Genomic DNA, 19,233 nt, shown 5'->3' with positions numbered 1-19,233 from the left:
AGGCGCATAGTAACGACCTCAGTACGCCTTGTCAAAGGGGGAAAACACCCTTTTTGATCGTTTGCCGACAATTTCAGCAAATCGCTGATTTTATAGCAAAATCGCGTTGAAATTACACAGGAAGTGCGCCGCCCGCGGGCAGGCGGCGCAATGACTTAGAACAGGACGGAGTAGTTCAGACCAAATGTGCGCCCGCGGCCTTTATAAGTATACAGACCCGGTGCGCCATACGTTGGGCTATACAGCCCCGGAGCACGCTGGCCCCAGGCGGTGGTGTAGTCTTTGTCCAGCAGGTTTTCCACGCTGAAGCTGACTTTGCCCACCGGCAGGGCGTAGCTGCCAAGGAAGTCGACGGTGTTATAGCCGTCGATCTTCTTGCCGTCGGCATCAGAGACGTCAAAGGTCTGCGTACTCTGCACGCGCAGGGTCCAGTCGCCCGGTGCCCAGTTGACCCAGGCGCTGGCTTTCGACGGGCTGGCGCTGTCAACCGTCAGCTTCTCCCATTTGCCGTTTTCACGGGTTTCGGACTTAATGGCGTTGAAGTTTGCGCCCGTGCTCCAGTCGCTGTCGGTGAAGAAATAGTCCACCTGACCTTCCACCCCGTAGATACGACGCTTGTCGTCTTCGAGGTTAATCGTCATGTCCGTCTTGTTGATGGTGATGGTTTTATCCGAGAGCGAGTAATAGGCTGCGACCTGCGTACGCAGGTTATCCCCGGTATAACGCCAGCCCAGCTCATACGCGTTGACCTTGATGCCATCCAGTTTCGAATCGTTCACGTTCACGCTGTTAACCAGACGATAGTGCCCGTCGACAAGCTGATAGGTGCCGGAGCCGTAATATTTCGCCAGGTCAGGAATTTCGAAGCCCTGAGAGAAGTTAAACCACAGCTGCTGCTGTTCGGTCAGGCGGCCAAGGATCCCGGCGTTAAACAGGAAGTTGTTGTAATCCGTTTTCCCACCCGGTACCGCATCGGCAGAGGTGGCCTTGCCGGTGGCGATGGCCTGCTGCTGGGCGTAACCGACAAAATCATCCACCTTGTTTTCGGTGTACTGGTAGCGCACGCCGCCGCTCAGGGTAATGGCGTCAATGTCGTAGCTCGCCTGCAGGAACGGGGCGAGGTTGGTGATGCTGTAACCCGGATAACGGCCCACGTTATAGGCGTTTTCGAGCTTCATGCCGCCGCTCGCCGCCGCTTTGCTTAGGTCGAAGAACTGCTGGTTAGCATCGAAGGTTTCGTGATCGGCATCCACACCCCAGGTCAGCGTCAGGTCATCCACCGGTTTGCTGTTCAGCGTCAGCTTGCCGCCGTAAAAATCGGTTTTCTGCTGGGAGGCGCCAATGCTGGTCACCGCCCCTTTGCTCAGGGTCGGGAACGGGTAGTAGGTCAGGCTCTCATCACGATAGTAGATCTGCGCAACCAGGTCCTGACCCCAGAAATCGGTATTGGAGTACTGCAGGTTAATCAGATGGCGCTCGGTGCCGGGAATACGGTCAGAGTCCAGGTTGTTTTTGTTATACGCCGTGGCATCACCCGTTACCGCCGAGAAGTTCTTCCCGAGATACAGGCCATGCTTGCCGTCGGATTCGCTCTTGTAGTACTGCGTGGTTAACTGCAGCTGCTGGTGATCGTCAATGTTGATGGTGCCCGTGCCCATCATATCAATACGGTCGGAATATTGTAAGCCGGTCTGGGTGTTATCGATAATCACCTCGTCGCCCTTGCCGTCATACCAGCCGCCGTAGCGCTGATAGGAGACCGACAGACGGCCGGACGCGTTATCATTCCCGCCGCTGACCGCCGCCGACACGTTCTCATCGTGATCGTTATGGCTGTTAAAGCCGCTTTTGGCACCGGTCTGGAACTCAACCTCAGTCTCCGGCTGGCCTTTTTTGGTGACGATGTTCACCAGACCCCCGGTACTGCCGCCGCCGTAGAGCGAGGTGGCGCCGGAGATCACTTCGATACGGTCGATGTTGAACGGATCGATCGAGTCAAGCTGACGGCTGTCGCTGCGGGACGAGTTCAGACGTACGCCGTCCACCATCACCATCATAGAACGGCCGCGCAGGTTCATACCGTAGTTGGTACGCCCCTGGCTGCTGACGTCCATGCCCGGTATCAGCTGCGCCAGCACGTCTTTAATCTCTTTTCCCCCCTGAACCTGCTGCTCAATTTCAGCCCGCTCAATAACCCAGGTGGTCTGCGCCATCTCCGCCACGCTGCGGTGCGCGCGGCTGGCGGAGACAACGATATTTTCTTCCTTTTGTTCTTCTGCCCACGCAGAGGTAGAAAGCATTGCAAGCAAGCACGGATTTAAAACCCAAAGATGAGAACGTTTCATTGTTATGTTGATCCTGAATGTGTGTGTCAGTACTCAGTCGTTTTGGCTAACGATTTAAAAACCTGGCTGCTCTCCGGGCTGGCGGTGCTACGCCAGTGGATCACGCCGGGGGTAGTGGCCAGCTCAAACGGCTCATCGCCGTGCGCGCGATTCAGAATTCGCGCTGCACGCCAGGCCATCAGGCTGAGCTGGGGTTCGGCAATGCCGAGGCGGTGCATCCCGGCATTCACGGCAAACAGGCGATTGCTCTGCGGGCCGTCCCATTCAAGGGTGAAGTCGTTGTTGATACAGAAGGCGTCGTCCGTATCCAGATGGAGGCGGTGAGACAGCGGCGCGAGGAACGCTGGCTGTACGGCACGGTAACCGGTGGCAAAAATCACCACGTCGCTCTCCAGCTGCTCGCTGCCGCCGTCGAGGTGATGCTGTATGCTCAGGCGCTGCCCGTTTTGCAGCCGCGTCAGCGCGGTCACCGAGCGGGACGGCATCAGGTGCGCCCAGGGTTTCTCACGCAGCACTTCAAAGCGGTGATACATGGCGCGGTAAATGGCCAGCAGGGACTCGGTGGTGATCCCGTCGGAGGTCATCTTCTGCTCGTGCAGCATCTGGCGACGGGCCTCTTCACCGAGCGTGGAGAAGCTGTCCACGTATTCCGGCGTGAAATATTCGTTGGCAAATGCGGCCTCATCCAGCGCGTTGTAATTGTTGCGGCGCGACACCCAGTTCAGGCTCAGCGGCTGGCCCCATTCCCCGCGGAAGATATTTAAAAACAGGTCGGCGCCGCTCTGCCCGCCGCCGACAATAGTTACGCGCTTGCCCGCCAGATCTGGCGTGCGCAGCATCATCTCGCTGGCGTGGAAGCAGGTATCGTCCTGCACCGTGACGCAGTCGGGCAGATTGATCTGTTTGCCAATCCCCACGCAGACGTGGCGTGCCAGGAAGCGATCCCGCTGGGTTACCACCTCAAACAGGCCACTGTTCTCATCAAAACTGACCTGCTGTACCTGCTGGCTGAAGGCGAGGTTGGTGAGATTTTCCGCCGCCCAGCACAGGTAATCGGCAAACTCTTCGCGAGAGACGGTGCGCTGCTCGGTGGTCAAAAAACGGTAGAACTTTTTACGCTGCACCAGGTAGTTCAGGAAGCTGTGGCGGTTGGTAGGTTCCACGGCGCTGACCAGATCCTTCAGGAAGCTGGTCTGCATGTGGCAGTCCGGTACCATCATTCCCGGGTGCCAGGAAAAGTGCGGTTTACGCTCAAGGAACAGCGAGCTAAAGCCGTCCAGCCCCTCTGCGAGGGCGGCGATGCTGAGGTTAAACGGGCCAATACCAATGCCGATGAAATCATAGGTTTTCATTGCGCTGACTCCCGTGAGGCCAGAAAAAGTGGGTTATCGAGATCGGAGACGTAGTTCGGCAGCATGCGGCTGCCGCCGTCGTGTTCGGAGAAGGTCAGTTTGACCGGGTTGAGGATCACGCGAATGATCTGCGGCCTGAAGAGATCGAATTTGGCGAAGCGTTCCGCCAGATCCGGGTGCGCAGCCATATAGCGCTGCAGCACGCCGGCGAGGATCTGGTAGAAACGCGTTTCGCTGACCCCGCTTTGCTGGGTAAGACGCGAGATAAACCGCAGCACCGTCACAAAGTTGCCGGTTTGCAGGTCGTGAATGATGTAATCCGCGCTCAGGCGCGCCGTGACGGCTTTCACCTGCTCCGGCAGGCTCTGCGCCTGCGGGAAATCCTCATCCACCAGGCGCATATCACCCTGGAAATCCTTCAGCAGGATGCGCTGTGGGACGTAATCTTTCATCACCAGCGTCACGTTCTGCCCGTGGGCGATGAGCGCCACCCCGTAGCGGCACAGCAGGTGATAGAACGGGATCACCGTCGCCTCAAACAGCGTTTCCAGCCACGCTTCGGCGCTTAACCCCGAGCGTGTGATCCACGCATCAATCAGCGGACGCCCGGCGTTGTCGGTCTCCATCAGCGCCGCCATCAGCACCGCCTGTTCACCGTCCTGCAGATAGCAGGAGGGGTTTTCCCGCCAGATCACGCCCAGCATCTCCTGGTAGCGATAGGGCGCTTTCGGCAATGCGGCATAACCCGGATGCGAGAGATACCCCGCCGCTGGTTCGCCAAGCACCTGCGCGCCAGAGCGGATGAGGGTGGCGTCGCTGGTGAACTGCTGCTGTAACCAGCGCGATGCCAGCGGCCCAGCAGCAATGTACTTGCCCGGAATACCGCGATAGCAGGAGGTGTTGTAGATGGTCAGCGGCAGCTTGATGTCATATTTCGTGCGGCGGCTGGCGTTGGTCAGCGTGCGCAGGGACTGCTGCGCCAGGTACTCATCGCCAAACTCGCCCAGCTCCACCATCTCACCGCGCGCCAGCTGTGCCAGGAAATGAATGGCGATCTTCTGCTGCCACTGCCACGGGTGCAGCGGCACAGGCAGCCAGCTGTCGTCGAGCCCCAGCGCCTGCCAGCGGGTGTCGAAGCGGGCGCGCTCGGAGTTGTCCATGGCGCTGGCCAGCAGATTGTGAATGTCGCAATCGGCGTCGCTGCTCCAGACCAGTTGCTCGCGCTTAACGGCGACCCAGTGCAGGTGAAAACGCCCGCGGTATTCCGGCGCGTACTGGCGCAGCGCATCCAGCCCCCAGCCGCGGCGTCCCTTGTTAAAAATAAACTTCGGATGGCCGCTCATCAGACACTGCAGTTCGTCCGGGTCGAGGTGGATAAGCGCGTCGGCATCCAGCGCTTCACGCGCCTGCAGCAACTGAATATCGCCCCGCAGCGTGGCGTAGAGATCTTCCAGATGCTCTGCCGTTTGCGCATCGCTCATCTCCAGCACCGTGGCCAGCTGCAGCAGCGCGCTTTCGGCTTCAATGGTCGCGCCGCTCACGGCAGTCAGGCTGTTCGGGTCGATATGCAGCCAGCCCCAGATCCCGCGCGTGGCGTGAAACTGCCAGGTTTCGCTGCCCATGGTGATTTGCCAGCGGTCCGTGTCCAGGGACTCAGCGCGCAGGGTGCGCTCGTATTCCAGCTCGGCGAGGATCTTCGCCACCATCTCACGGTTCACTTTTTGCCAGAGTGCGTTCACAGGCCCACCTCGCTGAAGAAGCGGTGACGCTCGCTCATGATGAGGCGCGAACGCTTGTGCGGGAAATCGAACTCTTTGACGGTGTCGAAACCGGCGGTAGCCAGATGGCGGAACAGGCGCTGGTTGTCGAAACGTGGCTCGGCGACAATCCGCGTGGTGCGCGGTTCATCCATAAACAGGTAGTGGCTCAGGCCGCGCAGCCAGCTGCGGATATACTGCGCGCCGCGCCAGTTCTCTTCCCCGACCAGCATATGCAGCCCGCGGTCAAACGGCTGCCAGCGATAGTGGCGGCCGATGCGGTCTTCCGGTGCCCAGTAGAGCTCAAAATAGCCAAACGGCTGGTCGTCGAAGCAGCCGATAACCGGATAGCAGTACGTCGAGTCGAGCTGACGGCGCAGGTAGTTCTCCTGCTCGGCCTGCGGGCCGGCCATCTCCCAGAAGGCGTTGACGCGTGGATTGTTCATCCATTGGGTAAAACGTTCGCCGTCCAGCGCCACGTCGGCCACGCGGAAGCTCAGGGTGTGTTTAATCTGTGGATCGTAACGGCGGTAAACTTCGCCCTGCGGGCGGTGAGGGCGCAGCGGGAAGTACAGTTGACGGCTCTCATCGAACTGCATACCACCGCTGGCCTGCGGACGTTCGCCTTTAAGCCACAGCGGCAGCTGCCAGAAGGTCTCGCGGGCCAGATAATCCCCGTGAGCCTGGCGAAACAGCGCCTGCGCCTGGGGTTCATCCTGCCAGACCGCCCACGGCAGCGTGATGCCGGTCAGCGCCGGCGCGGCGACGAACAGCTGATCCAGCGCCTCGACCAGCCAGCCGTCCGGGATGTCGTTCAGGCGCTCAAGCACCGCGCTGCCGTCGAGACCCAGGCTCAGCGGAAGAGACTTATCCGTTGCGGTGCAGCGAAAGCCGTAGCCGGAATGGACGATATTCGCGTTAGCCATCACGCTTTCTCCTTGTAAAACGGGTTGCTAAAGTCGAAATAGATCACCGCCGGGTCGGCAATGGTGTTTTCGTTGCGATCGTGCAGGTAGCAGAAGAAGTTGCCTTTGCAGTTCCAGGTCGGGCTGTCGAGCACGTAGTCAAGACAGCGGGTCTGCTTCGCGGTCTGGCGCAGTCCGGCCAGCGCGTCACGCACCCGGGTCATCAGGCTCTCTTCGCTGTCGAAACCGGCAGCGGCGAGGGCGGCGGTGACGGCGAGTGTGGAGTTCAGCAGCAGGTAATAGGGGAAGTAGCGCAGCAGCTGGCTCTCGCCGAAGCGGTTTTCCACCTCGCTTTCGCCCGCCTCCTGCAGCCACGCGTCGGCCCCTTCGGTCCAGGCGCTGCCCTGGCAGTCACGGTAGATAAGCCCGACGGGGAAATCCTGCTGCATCTCAACGAGGATATTTTGCTGGTGTGCCAGCAGCACCAGCCCGTAGTCCGCCTCGGCGCTGAACAGCGGGAGGAGCACGCGGTCGCAATAGGCGTCCAGCCAGCAGCGCGCGGCCTGGGCTAGCGGTAAATCCAGCCGCTGGCTGAGACGGCGCACCGCCGCGGCCAACAGGCTATCACCGCCGTCCGGCGCGGCCTGCGTCAGGCTCACCAGCACGTTGGTTTGCGTATCCGGGGTATCAAACAGCAGGTTGATACGCAGGGCCATCAGGCTCTCTTCCTGAATGGTGCCGCTTTCGTCACGCAGACCCGCCCAGCCGTCTTCCTGCATGACGCGCATGGTGGGGTAGCGCGCCTGGAGTTCCTGCCAGCGCGCCGTCTTCGCCAGACGCGCCAGGCGCATCCCGCGCTTAACTTCTTTCACCGACAGTGTGCGCACCGAGTTGGTCAGGCGCACGCTGAGGGAAAACTTAATCATGTCGCTGTTGGTTTCGCTGTACAGCGAGCGGGAAGAGCTTGTCGGCAGCCATTGCGCGCCCGCTTCGCCCAGATCCTGCAGAGCACCCTTCGTCACCAGCCGCTGGCACCATGCCTGCTCCAGCAGATACTCCGCCTGCCACGGATGCATCGGCAGCAGCCAGCGGGTGTCGGTGAAGTGGCCGAGCAGCTCAGGCGCGCTCTGGGCGGCGAATCGCAGCAGGCGTTCGCGCAGGGAGACGTTCAGGCTGTCGCCGGCAATCAGTTCGCTCTCAACGGCAAACCAGCGCAGCGGGAAGCGGGAGGCGAAATCGGGCAAATAGCGACGCGCTTCGGCTTCGTTAAACGGCTCGTGCGATTTCGGGGCCGGGTGAAACGCATGCCCCACCAGCAGCGCCTGTTCCGCCTCGGCGAACGTCAGCGGCGTGTCGCGCAGGGTTGCCCAGCGGTGACGCAGGTCGATCGCCTGCCAGGTGTGGGCATGGCTTTCGAGGACGCGCTGTTTAAAACGCGCCAGCGTATCGGCATCCAGTGAGCCTTTTACAGAGGGTTTTTCAAGAATTAAATCAACCAGTTGAGGAAAAGTGACGGCGTCACCATAGTCGCTGTCGCTCTGGATAAGCGTTGCCGGGAAACGGTACTGATGATGCTGGGTTGGGGAAAAATAGTGTACTGAAACCCGAATGGCCTGGGTTGGCGAGAGCGGGATATGGATCTGCGATAACGCATCCGCACAGGTCGCGGGGAGATAGCGCCAGTCCTTCGTTTCGCGCAACAGGGCGTTTAAAAAACACTGGGCCGCAACGTCTGTACCGGCAGAGCGGGGCAGAGTACGCATAGGTGTACCTCATTCCATGACTGATAATAATTCTCGTTATGATATTCATTCTGTTTACAGTCGCAACTATTTTTGCAATATTTGTTTTCATAAAGTTCATGATTTCCACACATTTATTGACACTATGTTCACAATTCTATGCGCTCACTTTCTGACACTCTGACGGACAATCTCACCCCGAAAGCGAACTGGCCCCTGGCATTGTGTGCAGGTTTATTAGGGATCGGACAAAACGGTTTGCTGGTGATGCTGCCGCAGCTGGTCACTCTGACCGGACTCTCCCTCTCCGTCTGGGCGGGTCTGTTGATGTTCGGATCGATGCTCTTTTTACCGGCTTCGCCCTGGTGGGGACGTCAGAGCGAGCGGCACGGCTGTAAAAGCGTGATGCTGGCCGCACTCAGCGGCTATCTGGCCAGTTTTGTCGTCATGGCGCTGGTGGTCTGGGCGATGGCCGCCGGGAGGCTGGATACCGTGTGGGGGCTGGCGGGGCTGGTCCTCTCACGAACGCTGTATGGCCTGACGGTCTCCGGGCTGGTGCCTGCGGCCCAGACGTGGGCGATTCAGCGTGCGGGGCTGGAGAAAAGAATGGCCGCGCTGGCGACAATCAGCTCCGGTCTCAGCTGCGGGCGTCTGCTCGGCCCGCCGCTGGCGGCGATGATGCTCAGCGTTAACCCGGTGGCGCCGCTGTGGCTGATGGCGATCGCGCCGTTAATCGCTCTGCTGCTGGTACTGCGCGAAGTCGCCGATCCGCCTCTGCCCCCGGTGGCGCACCAGTCGACCCGGCTAACCGCAGCAATGTTGCCGTTCCTGCTGCTGGCGCTGCTGCTGGCGGCGCTGGTGAGTCTGATGCAGCTTGGCCTGTCACCGCATCTTAGCCCGTTACTGAACGGTAACGCCCGGGAGATTAGCCATCATGTCGCGGTCCTGCTGAGCCTGGCCGCGCTGGCCACACTCGCGGCGCAGTTTCTGGTGGTCCGCCCGCAGCATTTCAGCCCGGTCACCTTGCTGTGCCTGGCGGCGGGGCTGATGGTTGTCGGCCTTGGGGTGATGTGTATCGCGGGTGTCGCGCTGTTCTACGTGGGGATCGTCATCACCTCGCTGGGGGCGGCCATGGCGACGCCCGGCTATCAGCTACTGCTGAACGACAGGTTGACGACAGGGAAAGGAGCGGGGGTGATTGCCACCAGCCATACGTTAGGCTACGGCGTCAGCGCGCTGCTGGTCCCTCTGGTAACGCGCGTATCCGGTGAGTCGTCGTTAATCGTGGCCGCCTGGGGAATGGCGCTGCTGTTTTTGGCCCTGAGTGTAGGGGTATGGTCAGCTGAGCGTACCCCGGCCGGCAGGCGCTAGTGGACCTGGCGGGCAGACGCGCCGCCAGACTCCTCATGCTGTCGCAGACGCTTAAGCGGATCCTGCTGATAAAAGTGGCAGAAACGCTGCCACAGCGCCGGGAAACGCGGCGCGAAGAGCTCGGGTGCGCTGAAGAAATACTCTGACAGCACCGCAAAGCATTCGGCAGGATCGGTCGCCGCATAGGCATCGATGCTGGCCGCGCTTTCCCCCACCAGGTCAATTTCGTCCTGGATGTTATCCATCGCCGCATGCAGATCGTGCTCCCACCCCGCGACGTCGCGAAGCGGGATCAGTGGCACACCGCTGGCGCGATCGCCGTTGCGGGTATCCAGCTTATGCGCCACCTCATGAATAATCAGATTAAAACCGGACGCGTCGAACGAGTCCTGAATATCGAGCCAGTTGAGGATAATCGGCCCTTGCTGCCAGCTTTGCCCGGACTGTACCACGCGCTGGTTATGCACCAGCCCGATATCATCTTCCCACTCGTCATCCACCACGAACGGTGCAGGATAGATCAGCACCTCGTGGAAACCGTCCAGCCACTCAATACCGAGTTCAAGCACCGGCAGGCAGAACAGCAGGGCGATGCGCGCACTTTTATGGGCATCCAGCTCAAACCCCTGCAGCGGGACCAGCCGCTTTTGCTGCAAAAAGCGATCCGCCAGCTGAATCAGCTTTGACTGTTCATCCGGCTGGAGACTGGCCAGCACGGGGATCGCCAGCGCGTCATCCCACGGCAGCGCCGCATGTTGACCAGCATCATTTGATTTCCAGGGCCACTTAATCATCGCTTTGCTCGCAAACTCGTCACGTGAACAAAATTGAAAGGTCAGGTTAACATGCCAAAGAAACCGGCATGAAGGCAACTACAAAACGTTGAGATGTCGGAATGGCAGAAGAGGCCAGCCTCTCCGCCATTATTCAACCATTTATCCCGTTTCCTTTCAGTGACAAAACTCCCAATGAGAACATCAGGTGAGGAAAGTCTGTAGCCGACGGTTATTGGCTATTTTCCAAAACAAATACGTTTTGCTCTCCGTTAACATACGTCACCTGCAGCCAGGTGTGATGCTCATCATTTGCGGGTCGGAGATCGCTGATTAGCGCTCCGCCGCCAAGCGAGAGTGTTTTAACATATGGAGTGGCTGAGTTTTTATTAATCGCAATCCACGAACCGGTCCGGCAGGCATTTGCGGAGTTGTTGCACAGGAAGGCAAAATAGGGACTATCGATCATCATATTATACTGGCTGAGTTTGTCCCCACTGCGGATCAAGACTTTTTTGCCATTATTTCCGCAATTTTCACAAAGCATACGGCCATCCTGTGTTCCGGAAAGCGTCACTTTGTAGGGCAGTGGCGAACTTTGTGGGGTGAAAAGGGCGCTATTTTTTGCCGCGGGCTTGTGTTCAGACGCGCTACAGGCTGACAGAACCAGCGTTATCATCAGGAGTGGAAAAACGGACAGGCCTGAGGTTCTTTTCAGGATCAATGGTTGCTCCTTTATTCTCTTCAAACGGGTTATTGACGACGTTTAATCTTCCCGAGCGCGTCAATCAGTTGCGCCTTCTCCAGGTCAGAGATCTGCTTATCGTCCAGTAATCGGGCCAGCATACGGTCCTGCTCTTCACCAAACCCACCACCGGTCAGGATTTGACGGCTAATCAGATTCAGGATCGTATTATCCAGTTGCAGAATTTGTGCTCTGACTTCTTTCAATGGACGGGGCTGCCACGCTTTTTCTGGCTGTAAACGCCAGCGGTCAAGGTAGCGATACTGGATATTTTTACTGATGGCCATCTGCGTCTGGACAAACGCGTCAATACTCTGCGGATCCAGCATGGCGTCACGGGCAGCGCTCTGCGCCTTCAGGAGCACATTTTTTTCTCGCGGGAGATCCTCAACGGGAAGGTGGTTCGCCGCTTTATAGCCTGCCACATCCTTCATCACGTCGAACCGTGTATTTAAGGCCTCTGCCAGCTCAGGCAGGGTTGCGGCGTTTACGGACGTGGCCAGAGAAGAGCCACACATTAATATTGATGAAACCACGACAGCGAAATAGCGCACGGTTATTCTCCCGGCAATAATAATGAGAAATCTATTATGGCAGCCTGTTTTTTACAGGCAATCCTTTATCACGTTAATAAGCGATGACAATTGTAAGCATTTCGGGTGATGAAGGGATAAATAATTTATTCTGTTCACTAAAGTCGTAAATAGTAGAAAGGTCTTTAAGGTTATTGCCAGATAAACAGATTGAACTTCCTGATAGCATAATAAAGAGCAATTTATACCACACGCAATGTGCGCTATCACGCGCCACTCAATATGACTCTGGAAATAAAATGAAAACGAATATTATTATGCGCAGCCTGTTAATTGCAGGGTTTAGCGCGACAGTCCCTTTTGCCTCTGCTTCTTATAACGGTTTTGATGCCCGCAGCACCGCCATGGGGGGCACCGGCGTGGCGTCGGCACACTTTGGTGTGGCGCCACTGGTCAACCCGGCCCTGCTGGCGACCTCGCGCTCGCAGGATAAAATCAGCTTGATCGCACCGTCCCTCGGCGCGCAGGTCAGCGATCCGGCCAACCTGATTGATGGTTTTGATGATGTCAAATCGGCCTGGGACAGGCTGGAAAGCGCCATGGGTACCGGCAATGAGGCGCAGGCCGCAGGTAAACTGGGCGAAATGGTTGCTGGTCTTTCCGGGGAAAATGCTTACGCGAATGTCGGGCTGGCGATGGTGCTGGCGGTGCCGGATGATTCACTGCCCATCGCGCTATCCGTTAACAGCTGGGCGAAGGGCAATGCCCGTGCGCTGGTCAGTCAGAGCGACCTGGAGTATCTCGAAGGCGTTGCCAATGGCTCCATTATTCCGGTGAAGGAAGATCTGGATAACCTGACCTCCCGCGCCGAAGGGATGGCGGCGCTGGTCACTGAATACGGCGTGTCGATTGCCCATCCGTTTACCGTGGGGGATATTCCTGCAGGTGTGGGGTTCACGCCGAAGATCCAGCGTATTGAAACGTGGAACTACAACGTTGCCATCAACAACTATGACAGCTCCGATCTGCGCGATGGCAACTGGCAGCACCAGACCATGAGCGCCAACATCGACGCCGGTCTCTTTGCCTCGCCGACCCCAGGCTGGATGGTGGCGCTTTCCGCGCAAAACCTGTTTGAAAACCGCATAAAAACCCGAGAGGTAAACGGCTATCAGCCTGCCTTTGTGATCCGTCCACAGCTCACCGCCGGTACCGCCTGGCAAACCGGACCGGTGACGCTGGGGGCCGATATTGACCTGACGCCGGTCAGCAATTTCCAGTATATCGACAAAAATCAGTACGCGGCCTTTGGCGCGGAATGGCGCACTGCCGACTGGGTCCAGCTGCGGGCGGGCTATCGTCTGGATATGCGTGGCAATGACCGCCGCGTGGTGACGGGCGGTGTCGGGTTTTCCGCCGGTGAGGCCATGCAGTTTGACTTAACCGCCCTTGCCGGACGCGACCGCACGATTGGCGGTGTCGCGCAATTTACCTTCTACTTCTGACAGATCCAGGGTTTGTGAGACAGGAGACGCTATGGAGTGGCGGGTTACAGATGTTATAGAGTTAGCGGCTGTGCAGCGCTACGCGCTTATTCTGTGTGCTGAGCAGTTAAAGCTGGTAGCGGTCATCACCTCTTCAGCACCTGTTACTGCGGGCGATAGGCTTTATCCCGTGCAGGATGCAAAATATCTGATTAATAAAGACGAATATAAAGCCGTTAAGATAATCAGCACTGCTGCATTTACCCCTTTGCGCTGGAAATCGTTACAGGCGCAATCGGGTTTGGACGTTGCAGCGTATTAAATTTTAGCCAATGGCCTTTTCTCCGATGAATAAACAGAGAGGAACTCCTCTCTGTTTATTCCTAATCAGAAAGGCAATTTATGAAACCGTTATTTTATTTTTCGCCGCTTCGCAGGGCGATCCTCGTTACGCTGCTTGGTTCGACCGGCAATCTGCAAGCTAACACAATTATCGAAAAAGACGCCTTTATCGATGAAAGCGCGCCAGTAAATGAAAATTATCAGGTCCAAAATGGCGCGACGCTCACTGCCCGCAATGCGACGGCGGGCAAAATGGACATCTATGCCGGACATTTAGATATGGATGGCGGGAAGATCGCATACGGGCTGACAGTTTTCGAAGGAAGCTCAGCCACTATCAGTAATGCGCAAATCGCTTTCGCAGCCCTTCTGGGCGATACGCAACTCAGCAATACGACGATTGACACACAGCTCGTTCTCTTCTATTCCCGCCTCAGGGCAACGCAAATCCGTGCAGAGCAATTTTTCGCTAGTAACGGCGATGTGCTCGTCGATAATGGCTATTTTGCCCATGACGATAGCCAATGGACGGGGGCGGTGCATCTCGAAAGTACTGGCGCGACGTTTAACGGCAGCGTGATTGAAGGATATAACTCAGGGGTCTATCTGAACGGCGATAATCACCTTACGCTCGCAGGCAGTCACGTCGGAGCGACAAATGGCCCCGCCTTTTTGGCAAGCAGTGGTCATCAAAATATTCTGTTGCAACAGGGTAGCACCGCCAGTTCGCAGACCGGCGAACTGTTGGTTGCTGAGCGAGGAAGCGTTGATCTGACGCTTGACGCCAGCCACGCCGCAGGAGACATCCGTGCGGAAGATTCGGCGATTGTTGACGTCGCGCTCAGCAACGGCAGCCATCTCTCTGGCGCGATGACGAACGTCAATTCCCTGTCGCTGGATAACACCTCCCTCTATGAAATGACGGCTGACTCCGATATCAAATCCCTTTCCATGGCGGGCGGAACGGTGAGATTTGCCGCAGGAGAGGAGTACCGCACCCTGACGCTCGGCACGCTCTCCGGCAGCGGTCATTTTGTGATGAATGCCGATCTCCGCACGGGCGAAGCCGATCTTCTGGATATCACCGACAGCGCCTCCGGGAAACACACTCTGCACGTGGCGGCCAGCGGTCGCGAGGCCGGTCGCGACGTGCTGACGCTGGTGCGTACCGGCGGCGGTGATGCTGAATTTGCCCTGAACGGAGGACGCCTCGACGTGGGGGCCTGGCAGCATACGCTGGTGCGTAATGGCAACCAGTGGGAGCTGGTGCAGGCGCCAGGTTCAACCTCCGCGTCTACCGATGCGATGCTGTCGATGGCGTCCGCGCCACAGTTTATCCACGAGTATGAAATGAACGTCCTGCGCGCGCGTCTTGACGACACCCGCACCCGGTCGCAGTCCGGCATGTGGGGCACTGTGCTGCACAGCCGCAGCGATGTCGACGGCGCCTGGGGTTCCGCCTATCGCCTGGAACAAAACGGCATGATGCTGGGCGGCGATAAGGTAACTTCTCTGAATGCAGGGGATCTCACCACCGGGGCCTGGCTGAGCCAGTCAACCGGTCAGGTTAAACATGCCCGCGGCGGCCAGAGCCGTGTCACCAGCTACGGTGGCGGTCTGTATGCCACGCTGAACTCGGCTAACGGCTGGTACACCAGCGGCTCCGCGCAGATTAACCATTTCGCCAACAAGCTGAGCGCCCGCATGAGCGATGGTGCAACGGCGCGTGCCGACTGGCACAGCTGGGGATACGGACTGGGTCTGGAAGCGGGTCGTCATATCGCCCTGAGCGATGCCACGCATCTGACGCCGTTTGCCGGGCTCGATGGCTGGGTGACCCCGTCTGAGCACGTCAAACTGAACAACGGGATGACGGCGGAAACCGGCGACGGACGTTCACTGCAGGCGCAAGCCGGTCTGCGTGTGAGCACGCGTCTGGAGGCCGGTGAGGTGCAGGTCATGCCTTATGCGACGGCGGCCCTGCGTCAGGAGCTGGTCAAAAACGGCAGTACGCGCATTAACGAAACCTATGACTTTACCAACGACTTCACCGGAACGGGTGGCACATTCACGGGCGGTATCAGCGTGAAAGTGACTCCGTCAACCGAGGTCTGGCTGGATGCGAGCTACGCGAAGAGTGAGCATGTTGAGTCGCCGGTGGTGGGAAGTGTCGGCCTGCGCGTCGATTTCTAAGTTGTACCGCAAGCATGACCGGTTCGCCGGTCATGCTCGGGCTCAACCGCGGTTCCGGTAACTCACCGTAACCTGATTACTCAGCACCGTTAACGGGGCGTCAAGACGCCCGCCCGCCGTGGAATAATACTCGAAACGAAACGGCCCGCCTGCTGGCATACCGGCAGGCAGACGCTGCTCGCCGGAAAAACCGGAGAGCGGCAGGCAGCGTGCCTCGCTGCACAGGCGGATGCGAAACCCCGGCGGGGTCAGTCCATGGGTCGTGATTTTCCAGTGTACGCGGGCGGCCACGGCCCCCGCGGGCAGGGGAGAGGGGCTTTGCACCGGTTTGCTCTTCAGCACCTGCTGGCCCCGCGTCATCGTGCCGCCAAAGCTGCTGCTGCTCCAGGATCCGTCCGCCGCCATGACCAGCGGTGAGATCAGAAGTAGTCCCGCAGCCCATCGCGTCATCCTTTCCCCCCAATCAGATAGGTCATCCGCACGTTGCGCTGGGTATTAATCTCCTGGCTCGAAAGCACCGCCAGCTGCGGGAAGATGCGGCGCAGGTAGCGCGACAGCATCAGGCGCAGGGCCGGGTTCACCAGCAGCACCGGCGGCGCGCCTAAGCCTTCCTGGTGCTGCAGCGCCTGTTCGGTCTGCTTCATCAGGTTTTCGGCAATGCCTGGCTCAATCGCGCTGCCGCTCTGGGTCGCCTGGACCAGCAGCTGCTCCAGGGAGAGATCCAGACCAATCAGCTGAATATCGCCCTCCCCCGGGAACCACTGCTGGGTGATCGCCCTGGAAAGACGCGCCCGCACGCGGGTGGTCAGCTCATCGGCATCGCTCTGGGCGGTAGCAAACTCCGCCAGCGTATCGATGATGGTGCGCATATCGCGGATCGGCACGCGCTCGGCCAGCAGGTTCTGCAGCACCTTGTGCAGCGTGGTCAGGCTGATGACCGCCGGAATGAGATCCTCCACCAGTTTCGGTGAGTGTTTGGTGATCTGGTCGAGCAGCTGCTGCGCCTCCTGACGGCCAAACAGCTCCTCGGTATGGGTGGAGATCAGATGGTTGAGGTGCGTTGCCACCACCGAACTCGGGTCAACCACCGTGTAGCCCAGCGTCTGCGCCAGTTCGCGATGCACTTCGTCAATCCACAGGGCAGGCAGGCCAAAGGTCGGCTCGGTACACGGGGTGCCGGGGACTTCGCCCTCTGCGCAGCCGGGGTTGATCGCCATCCAGCGATCCGGTTGCACGTCGCCTGAACCAATGGTGACCCCTTTAAGCAGGATGCGGTAGTGCGTCGGGGCCAGATCCAGGTTGTCACGAATATGCACGGCAGGGGGGAGGAAGCCCATCTGCTGGGCGAACTTCTTGCGAATGCCGCGCACGCGGGTCAGCAGCTGGCCCTGCTGCTCGTGATCCACCATCGGGATCAGGCGATAGCCCACTTCCAGACCCAGGGTATCTTCCATTTGTACGTCAGACCAGGTGGCTTCGTGCACCTGCGCCACTTCGGCTTCCGCCGCGTCGGCGTCGGCCTGCGCGCCACCGGTTTTTTTCGCGTCGCCTTCACGGCCGCGTAGCCACCAGGCGACGCCCAGCAGCGTGGCGGTAAACAGCAGGAAGACGAAGTTTGGCATACCGGGGATCAGCCCCAGCAGACCAATTACGCCCGCCGCCAGCACAATCACGCGCGGAGAGGTGAACAGCTGGCCCACCATCTGCTCGCCCACATCCTGATCGTTGGCCACGCGGGTCACGACCACACCGGCCGCGGTGGAGATCACCAGGCCCGGGATCTGCGCCACCAGACCATCACCGATGGTCAGCAGGGTGTAGGTTTCACCGGCCACGCCCACGGACATGTCGTGCTGCATCACGCCGATCACCAGACCGCCAATAATGTTGATCGCCATAATCAGCAGCCCGGCGATGGCATCACCGCGCACAAACTTGCTGGCACCGTCCATCGAGCCGTAGAAGTCCGCCTCCTGCGTCACCTCTTTACGGCGGCGTTTGGCTTCCTCTTCGCCGATCAGGCCAGCGTTCAGATCCGCGTCAATCGCCATCTGCTTGCCCGGCATCCCGTCGAGGGAGAAACGTGCGCCCACTTCCGCAATACGTCCGGCACCCTTGGTGATCACCATAAAGTTAATGATGATCAGGATGATGAACACGATGATACCGATGGCGAAATTGCCTCCCACCAGGAAGTGGCCGAACGCTTCCACCACCTGACCGGCCGCTTCTGAGCCGGTATGGCCATTCATCAGGATCACGCGCGTGGAGGCGACGTTCAGCGCCAGCCGCAGCAGGGTGGAGAACAGCAGTACCGTCGGGAACGCCGAAAACTCCAGCGTGTTCTGGGTAAACATGGCGACCAGCAGGATCATGATCGACAGCACGATGTTGAAGGTAAACAGCAGGTCCAGCACGAAGGTCGGCAGCGGCAGGATCATCATCGCCAGGATGGTCATGATCAGTACCGGCCCGGCCAGCACCTGCCACTGGGTTTCCTTCATGTTGGGTAATCGTAATTTGGTGGCGATATTGGCCATCACTCTCTACTCTCTTGTGCAAAATCCATTCCCGCCGGAACGGGAAGATCTTTAGGTGTCAGCGGACGTAAGCCATAGCCCTTACGCCAGCGCTTCAGGCCATAAACCCAGGCCAGGACTTCCGCCACCGCGCTATAGAGCTCGGCGGGAACCGGTGAGCCGGGGTCACAATGGCGATACAGGGCACGCGCCAGCGGCGGTGCCTCAAGCATGGGAACCCGGTTCTCTTCGGCCAGTTCGCGGATGCGCAGGGCAATCAGCCCGCTACCGCTGGCGACCACCATCGGCGCCCCCATGGCGCCTTCCTGATACTTCAGAGCCACCGAATAGTGGGTCGGGTTATTCACCACCACGTCAGCGGTGGGGACATCGGTCATCATTCGCTGCTGCGCCATCTGACGCTGCAGCTGGCGGATGCGACTTTTAATCAGCGGGTCGCCTTCCTGATTTTTGAATTCGTCTTTGATTTCCTTCAGGCTCATGCGCAGCTTCTTGAAGTTGCTCCAGAGCTGGTACACCACGTCGAACGCCACCATCGGGATCAGCGATAAGATAATGACCAGCATGCAGCCCATCAGCAGGGCGCTGATATCACCCAGCGCCAGGCGCAGTGGCTCATACATCAGGCTGATAAATTTCCCTTTGTTGAACCACAGGAACAGCCCGCCACCGATGCCCGCCAGCGTCACCTTGAGAACGCTCTTGACCATTTCCGACACCATCTGCGCGGAAAACAGACGCTTGATGCCGCTGATCGGGTTGAGCTTTTTGACGTTGAACTTGAGGGCTTTGGCGCTCATATTCAGGCCGCCAATCAGCGACGGCGTGGCAACGGCGGTAAGAAACAGCCCGCCGACGAACGGCAGCAGGGCCAGAAACGCCATTCCCAGCAGCGATCCGGCGTGATGCAGCATCTGCTGCGGGTCGCTGACTAACAGCCGGTCAAACGTCAGACCGTTATGCAGCAGATGCTGCAGCTGTTTCGCCAGCCAGCCGCCCGCCACCAGCAGTAACCCCCAGCCTGCCAGCAGCATCAGGAGGCTCGTCAGCTCGCGCGATCGGGGAACCTGTCCCTCCTCGCGCGCTTTTTGCTTTCGGTGGGGGGTGGGGTCTTCGGTTTTTTCGCTGTCGTTTTGTTCTGACATGACATT

At 58.9% G+C, this 19,233-nt stretch carries 15 protein-coding genes; 4 read left to right on the top strand and 11 right to left on the bottom strand.

Annotated elements, in window-relative coordinates; translation table 11 throughout:
* Positions 1 to 155 precede the first annotated feature (155 nt).
* Genes C5687_RS18235 through C5687_RS18215 form a run of 5 tightly spaced genes read right to left on the bottom strand, consistent with a single transcriptional unit; the run spans position 156 to position 8,122 of the window.
* Positions 156 to 2,345, bottom strand: coding sequence for a TonB-dependent siderophore receptor (locus tag C5687_RS18235; protein WP_104557521.1), 2,190 nt, complete (start codon positions 2,343 to 2,345; stop codon positions 156 to 158).
* Positions 2,346 to 2,371: 26 nt separating this feature from the next.
* Complete coding sequence (locus C5687_RS18230; protein ID WP_059385169.1) at positions 2,372 to 3,697, bottom strand: lysine N(6)-hydroxylase/L-ornithine N(5)-oxygenase family protein; 1,326 nt, start codon at positions 3,695 to 3,697, stop codon at positions 2,372 to 2,374.
* Positions 3,694 to 5,436: an IucA/IucC family protein gene (gene iucC / locus C5687_RS18225; protein WP_104557520.1), complete on the bottom strand. Its 1,743-nt coding sequence runs from the start codon at positions 5,434 to 5,436 to the stop codon at positions 3,694 to 3,696. Before iucC ends, C5687_RS18230 begins: the two co-directional genes overlap by 4 nt.
* Positions 5,433 to 6,380 (bottom strand): GNAT family N-acetyltransferase, encoded by a 948-nt coding sequence (locus C5687_RS18220; RefSeq protein ID WP_104557519.1) that lies wholly within the window; start codon positions 6,378 to 6,380, stop codon positions 5,433 to 5,435. The genes iucC and C5687_RS18220 overlap by 4 nt, the downstream gene beginning before the upstream one ends.
* The gene (locus C5687_RS18215; protein ID WP_104557518.1) at positions 6,380 to 8,122 is read right to left on the bottom strand and encodes an IucA/IucC family protein; all 1,743 of its coding nucleotides are present in this window, start codon (positions 8,120 to 8,122) and stop codon (positions 6,380 to 6,382) included. Before C5687_RS18215 ends, C5687_RS18220 begins: the two co-directional genes overlap by 1 nt.
* A 138-nt stretch (positions 8,123 to 8,260) precedes the next feature.
* Here C5687_RS18215 and C5687_RS18210 point away from each other — a divergent pair, with 138 nt between their 5' ends.
* On the top strand, positions 8,261 to 9,472 hold the full coding sequence (locus tag C5687_RS18210) for an MFS transporter (RefSeq protein ID WP_047959007.1): 1,212 nt from the start codon (positions 8,261 to 8,263) through the stop codon (positions 9,470 to 9,472).
* On the opposite strand, the gene mtfA is transcribed toward C5687_RS18210, so the two are convergent.
* From mtfA to C5687_RS18195, 3 genes are all read right to left on the bottom strand, one after another.
* Entirely contained in the window at positions 9,469 to 10,266 is a 798-nt protein-coding gene (mtfA, locus tag C5687_RS18205) for a DgsA anti-repressor MtfA (protein ID WP_025758678.1), read from the bottom strand. The genes C5687_RS18210 and mtfA overlap by 4 nt on opposite strands.
* A gap of 211 nt (positions 10,267 to 10,477) precedes the next feature.
* Positions 10,478 to 10,969 carry a hypothetical protein gene (locus C5687_RS24635; protein ID WP_146086292.1) on the bottom strand — a complete coding sequence of 164 codons (492 nt, stop codon included), beginning with the start codon at positions 10,967 to 10,969 and terminating at the stop codon, positions 10,478 to 10,480.
* A 29-nt stretch (positions 10,970 to 10,998) separates the two neighbouring features.
* Positions 10,999 to 11,544 carry a chorismate mutase gene (locus C5687_RS18195; protein WP_104557516.1) on the bottom strand — a complete coding sequence of 182 codons (546 nt, stop codon included), beginning with the start codon at positions 11,542 to 11,544 and terminating at the stop codon, positions 10,999 to 11,001.
* A gap of 278 nt (positions 11,545 to 11,822) precedes the next feature.
* Between C5687_RS18195 and C5687_RS18190 the strand changes: the two genes are divergently transcribed.
* From C5687_RS18190 to C5687_RS18180, 3 genes are all read left to right on the top strand, one after another.
* A complete protein-coding gene (locus C5687_RS18190; protein WP_104557515.1) occupies positions 11,823 to 13,028 on the top strand; it encodes a conjugal transfer protein TraF in 1,206 nt (401 codons plus the stop codon).
* Between the two features lie 31 nt (positions 13,029 to 13,059).
* Positions 13,060 to 13,329, top strand: coding sequence for a polymyxin B resistance protein pmrD (locus tag C5687_RS18185; protein WP_104557514.1), 270 nt, complete (start codon positions 13,060 to 13,062; stop codon positions 13,327 to 13,329).
* An 80-nt stretch (positions 13,330 to 13,409) separates the two neighbouring features.
* A complete protein-coding gene (locus C5687_RS18180; RefSeq protein ID WP_104557513.1) occupies positions 13,410 to 15,542 on the top strand; it encodes an autotransporter outer membrane beta-barrel domain-containing protein in 2,133 nt (710 codons plus the stop codon).
* Positions 15,543 to 15,584: 42 nt separating this feature from the next.
* Here C5687_RS18180 and C5687_RS18175 read toward each other — a convergent pair whose 3' ends face one another.
* From C5687_RS18175 to flhB, 3 genes are read right to left on the bottom strand one after another with little or no spacing between them, the layout of a single operon-like run.
* Positions 15,585 to 15,992 carry a flagellar protein FlhE gene (locus C5687_RS18175; protein ID WP_104557512.1) on the bottom strand — a complete coding sequence of 136 codons (408 nt, stop codon included), beginning with the start codon at positions 15,990 to 15,992 and terminating at the stop codon, positions 15,585 to 15,587.
* Positions 15,989 to 18,082 carry a flagellar biosynthesis protein FlhA gene (gene flhA / locus C5687_RS18170; protein ID WP_104557511.1) on the bottom strand — a complete coding sequence of 698 codons (2,094 nt, stop codon included), beginning with the start codon at positions 18,080 to 18,082 and terminating at the stop codon, positions 15,989 to 15,991. The genes C5687_RS18175 and flhA overlap by 4 nt, the downstream gene beginning before the upstream one ends.
* Positions 18,082 to 19,227 (bottom strand): flagellar biosynthesis protein FlhB, encoded by a 1,146-nt coding sequence (flhB, locus tag C5687_RS18165; protein ID WP_104557510.1) that lies wholly within the window; start codon positions 19,225 to 19,227, stop codon positions 18,082 to 18,084. The genes flhA and flhB overlap by 1 nt, the downstream gene beginning before the upstream one ends.
* Positions 19,228 to 19,233 lie beyond the last annotated feature (6 nt).

The organism is Enterobacter sichuanensis, assembly GCF_002939185.1.
Taxonomy (GTDB): Bacteria; Pseudomonadota; Gammaproteobacteria; order Enterobacterales; family Enterobacteriaceae; genus Enterobacter; species Enterobacter sichuanensis.
Note: the sequence above shows the minus strand (reverse complement) of the source record. Positions and strands in the feature narration are given on the sequence as shown.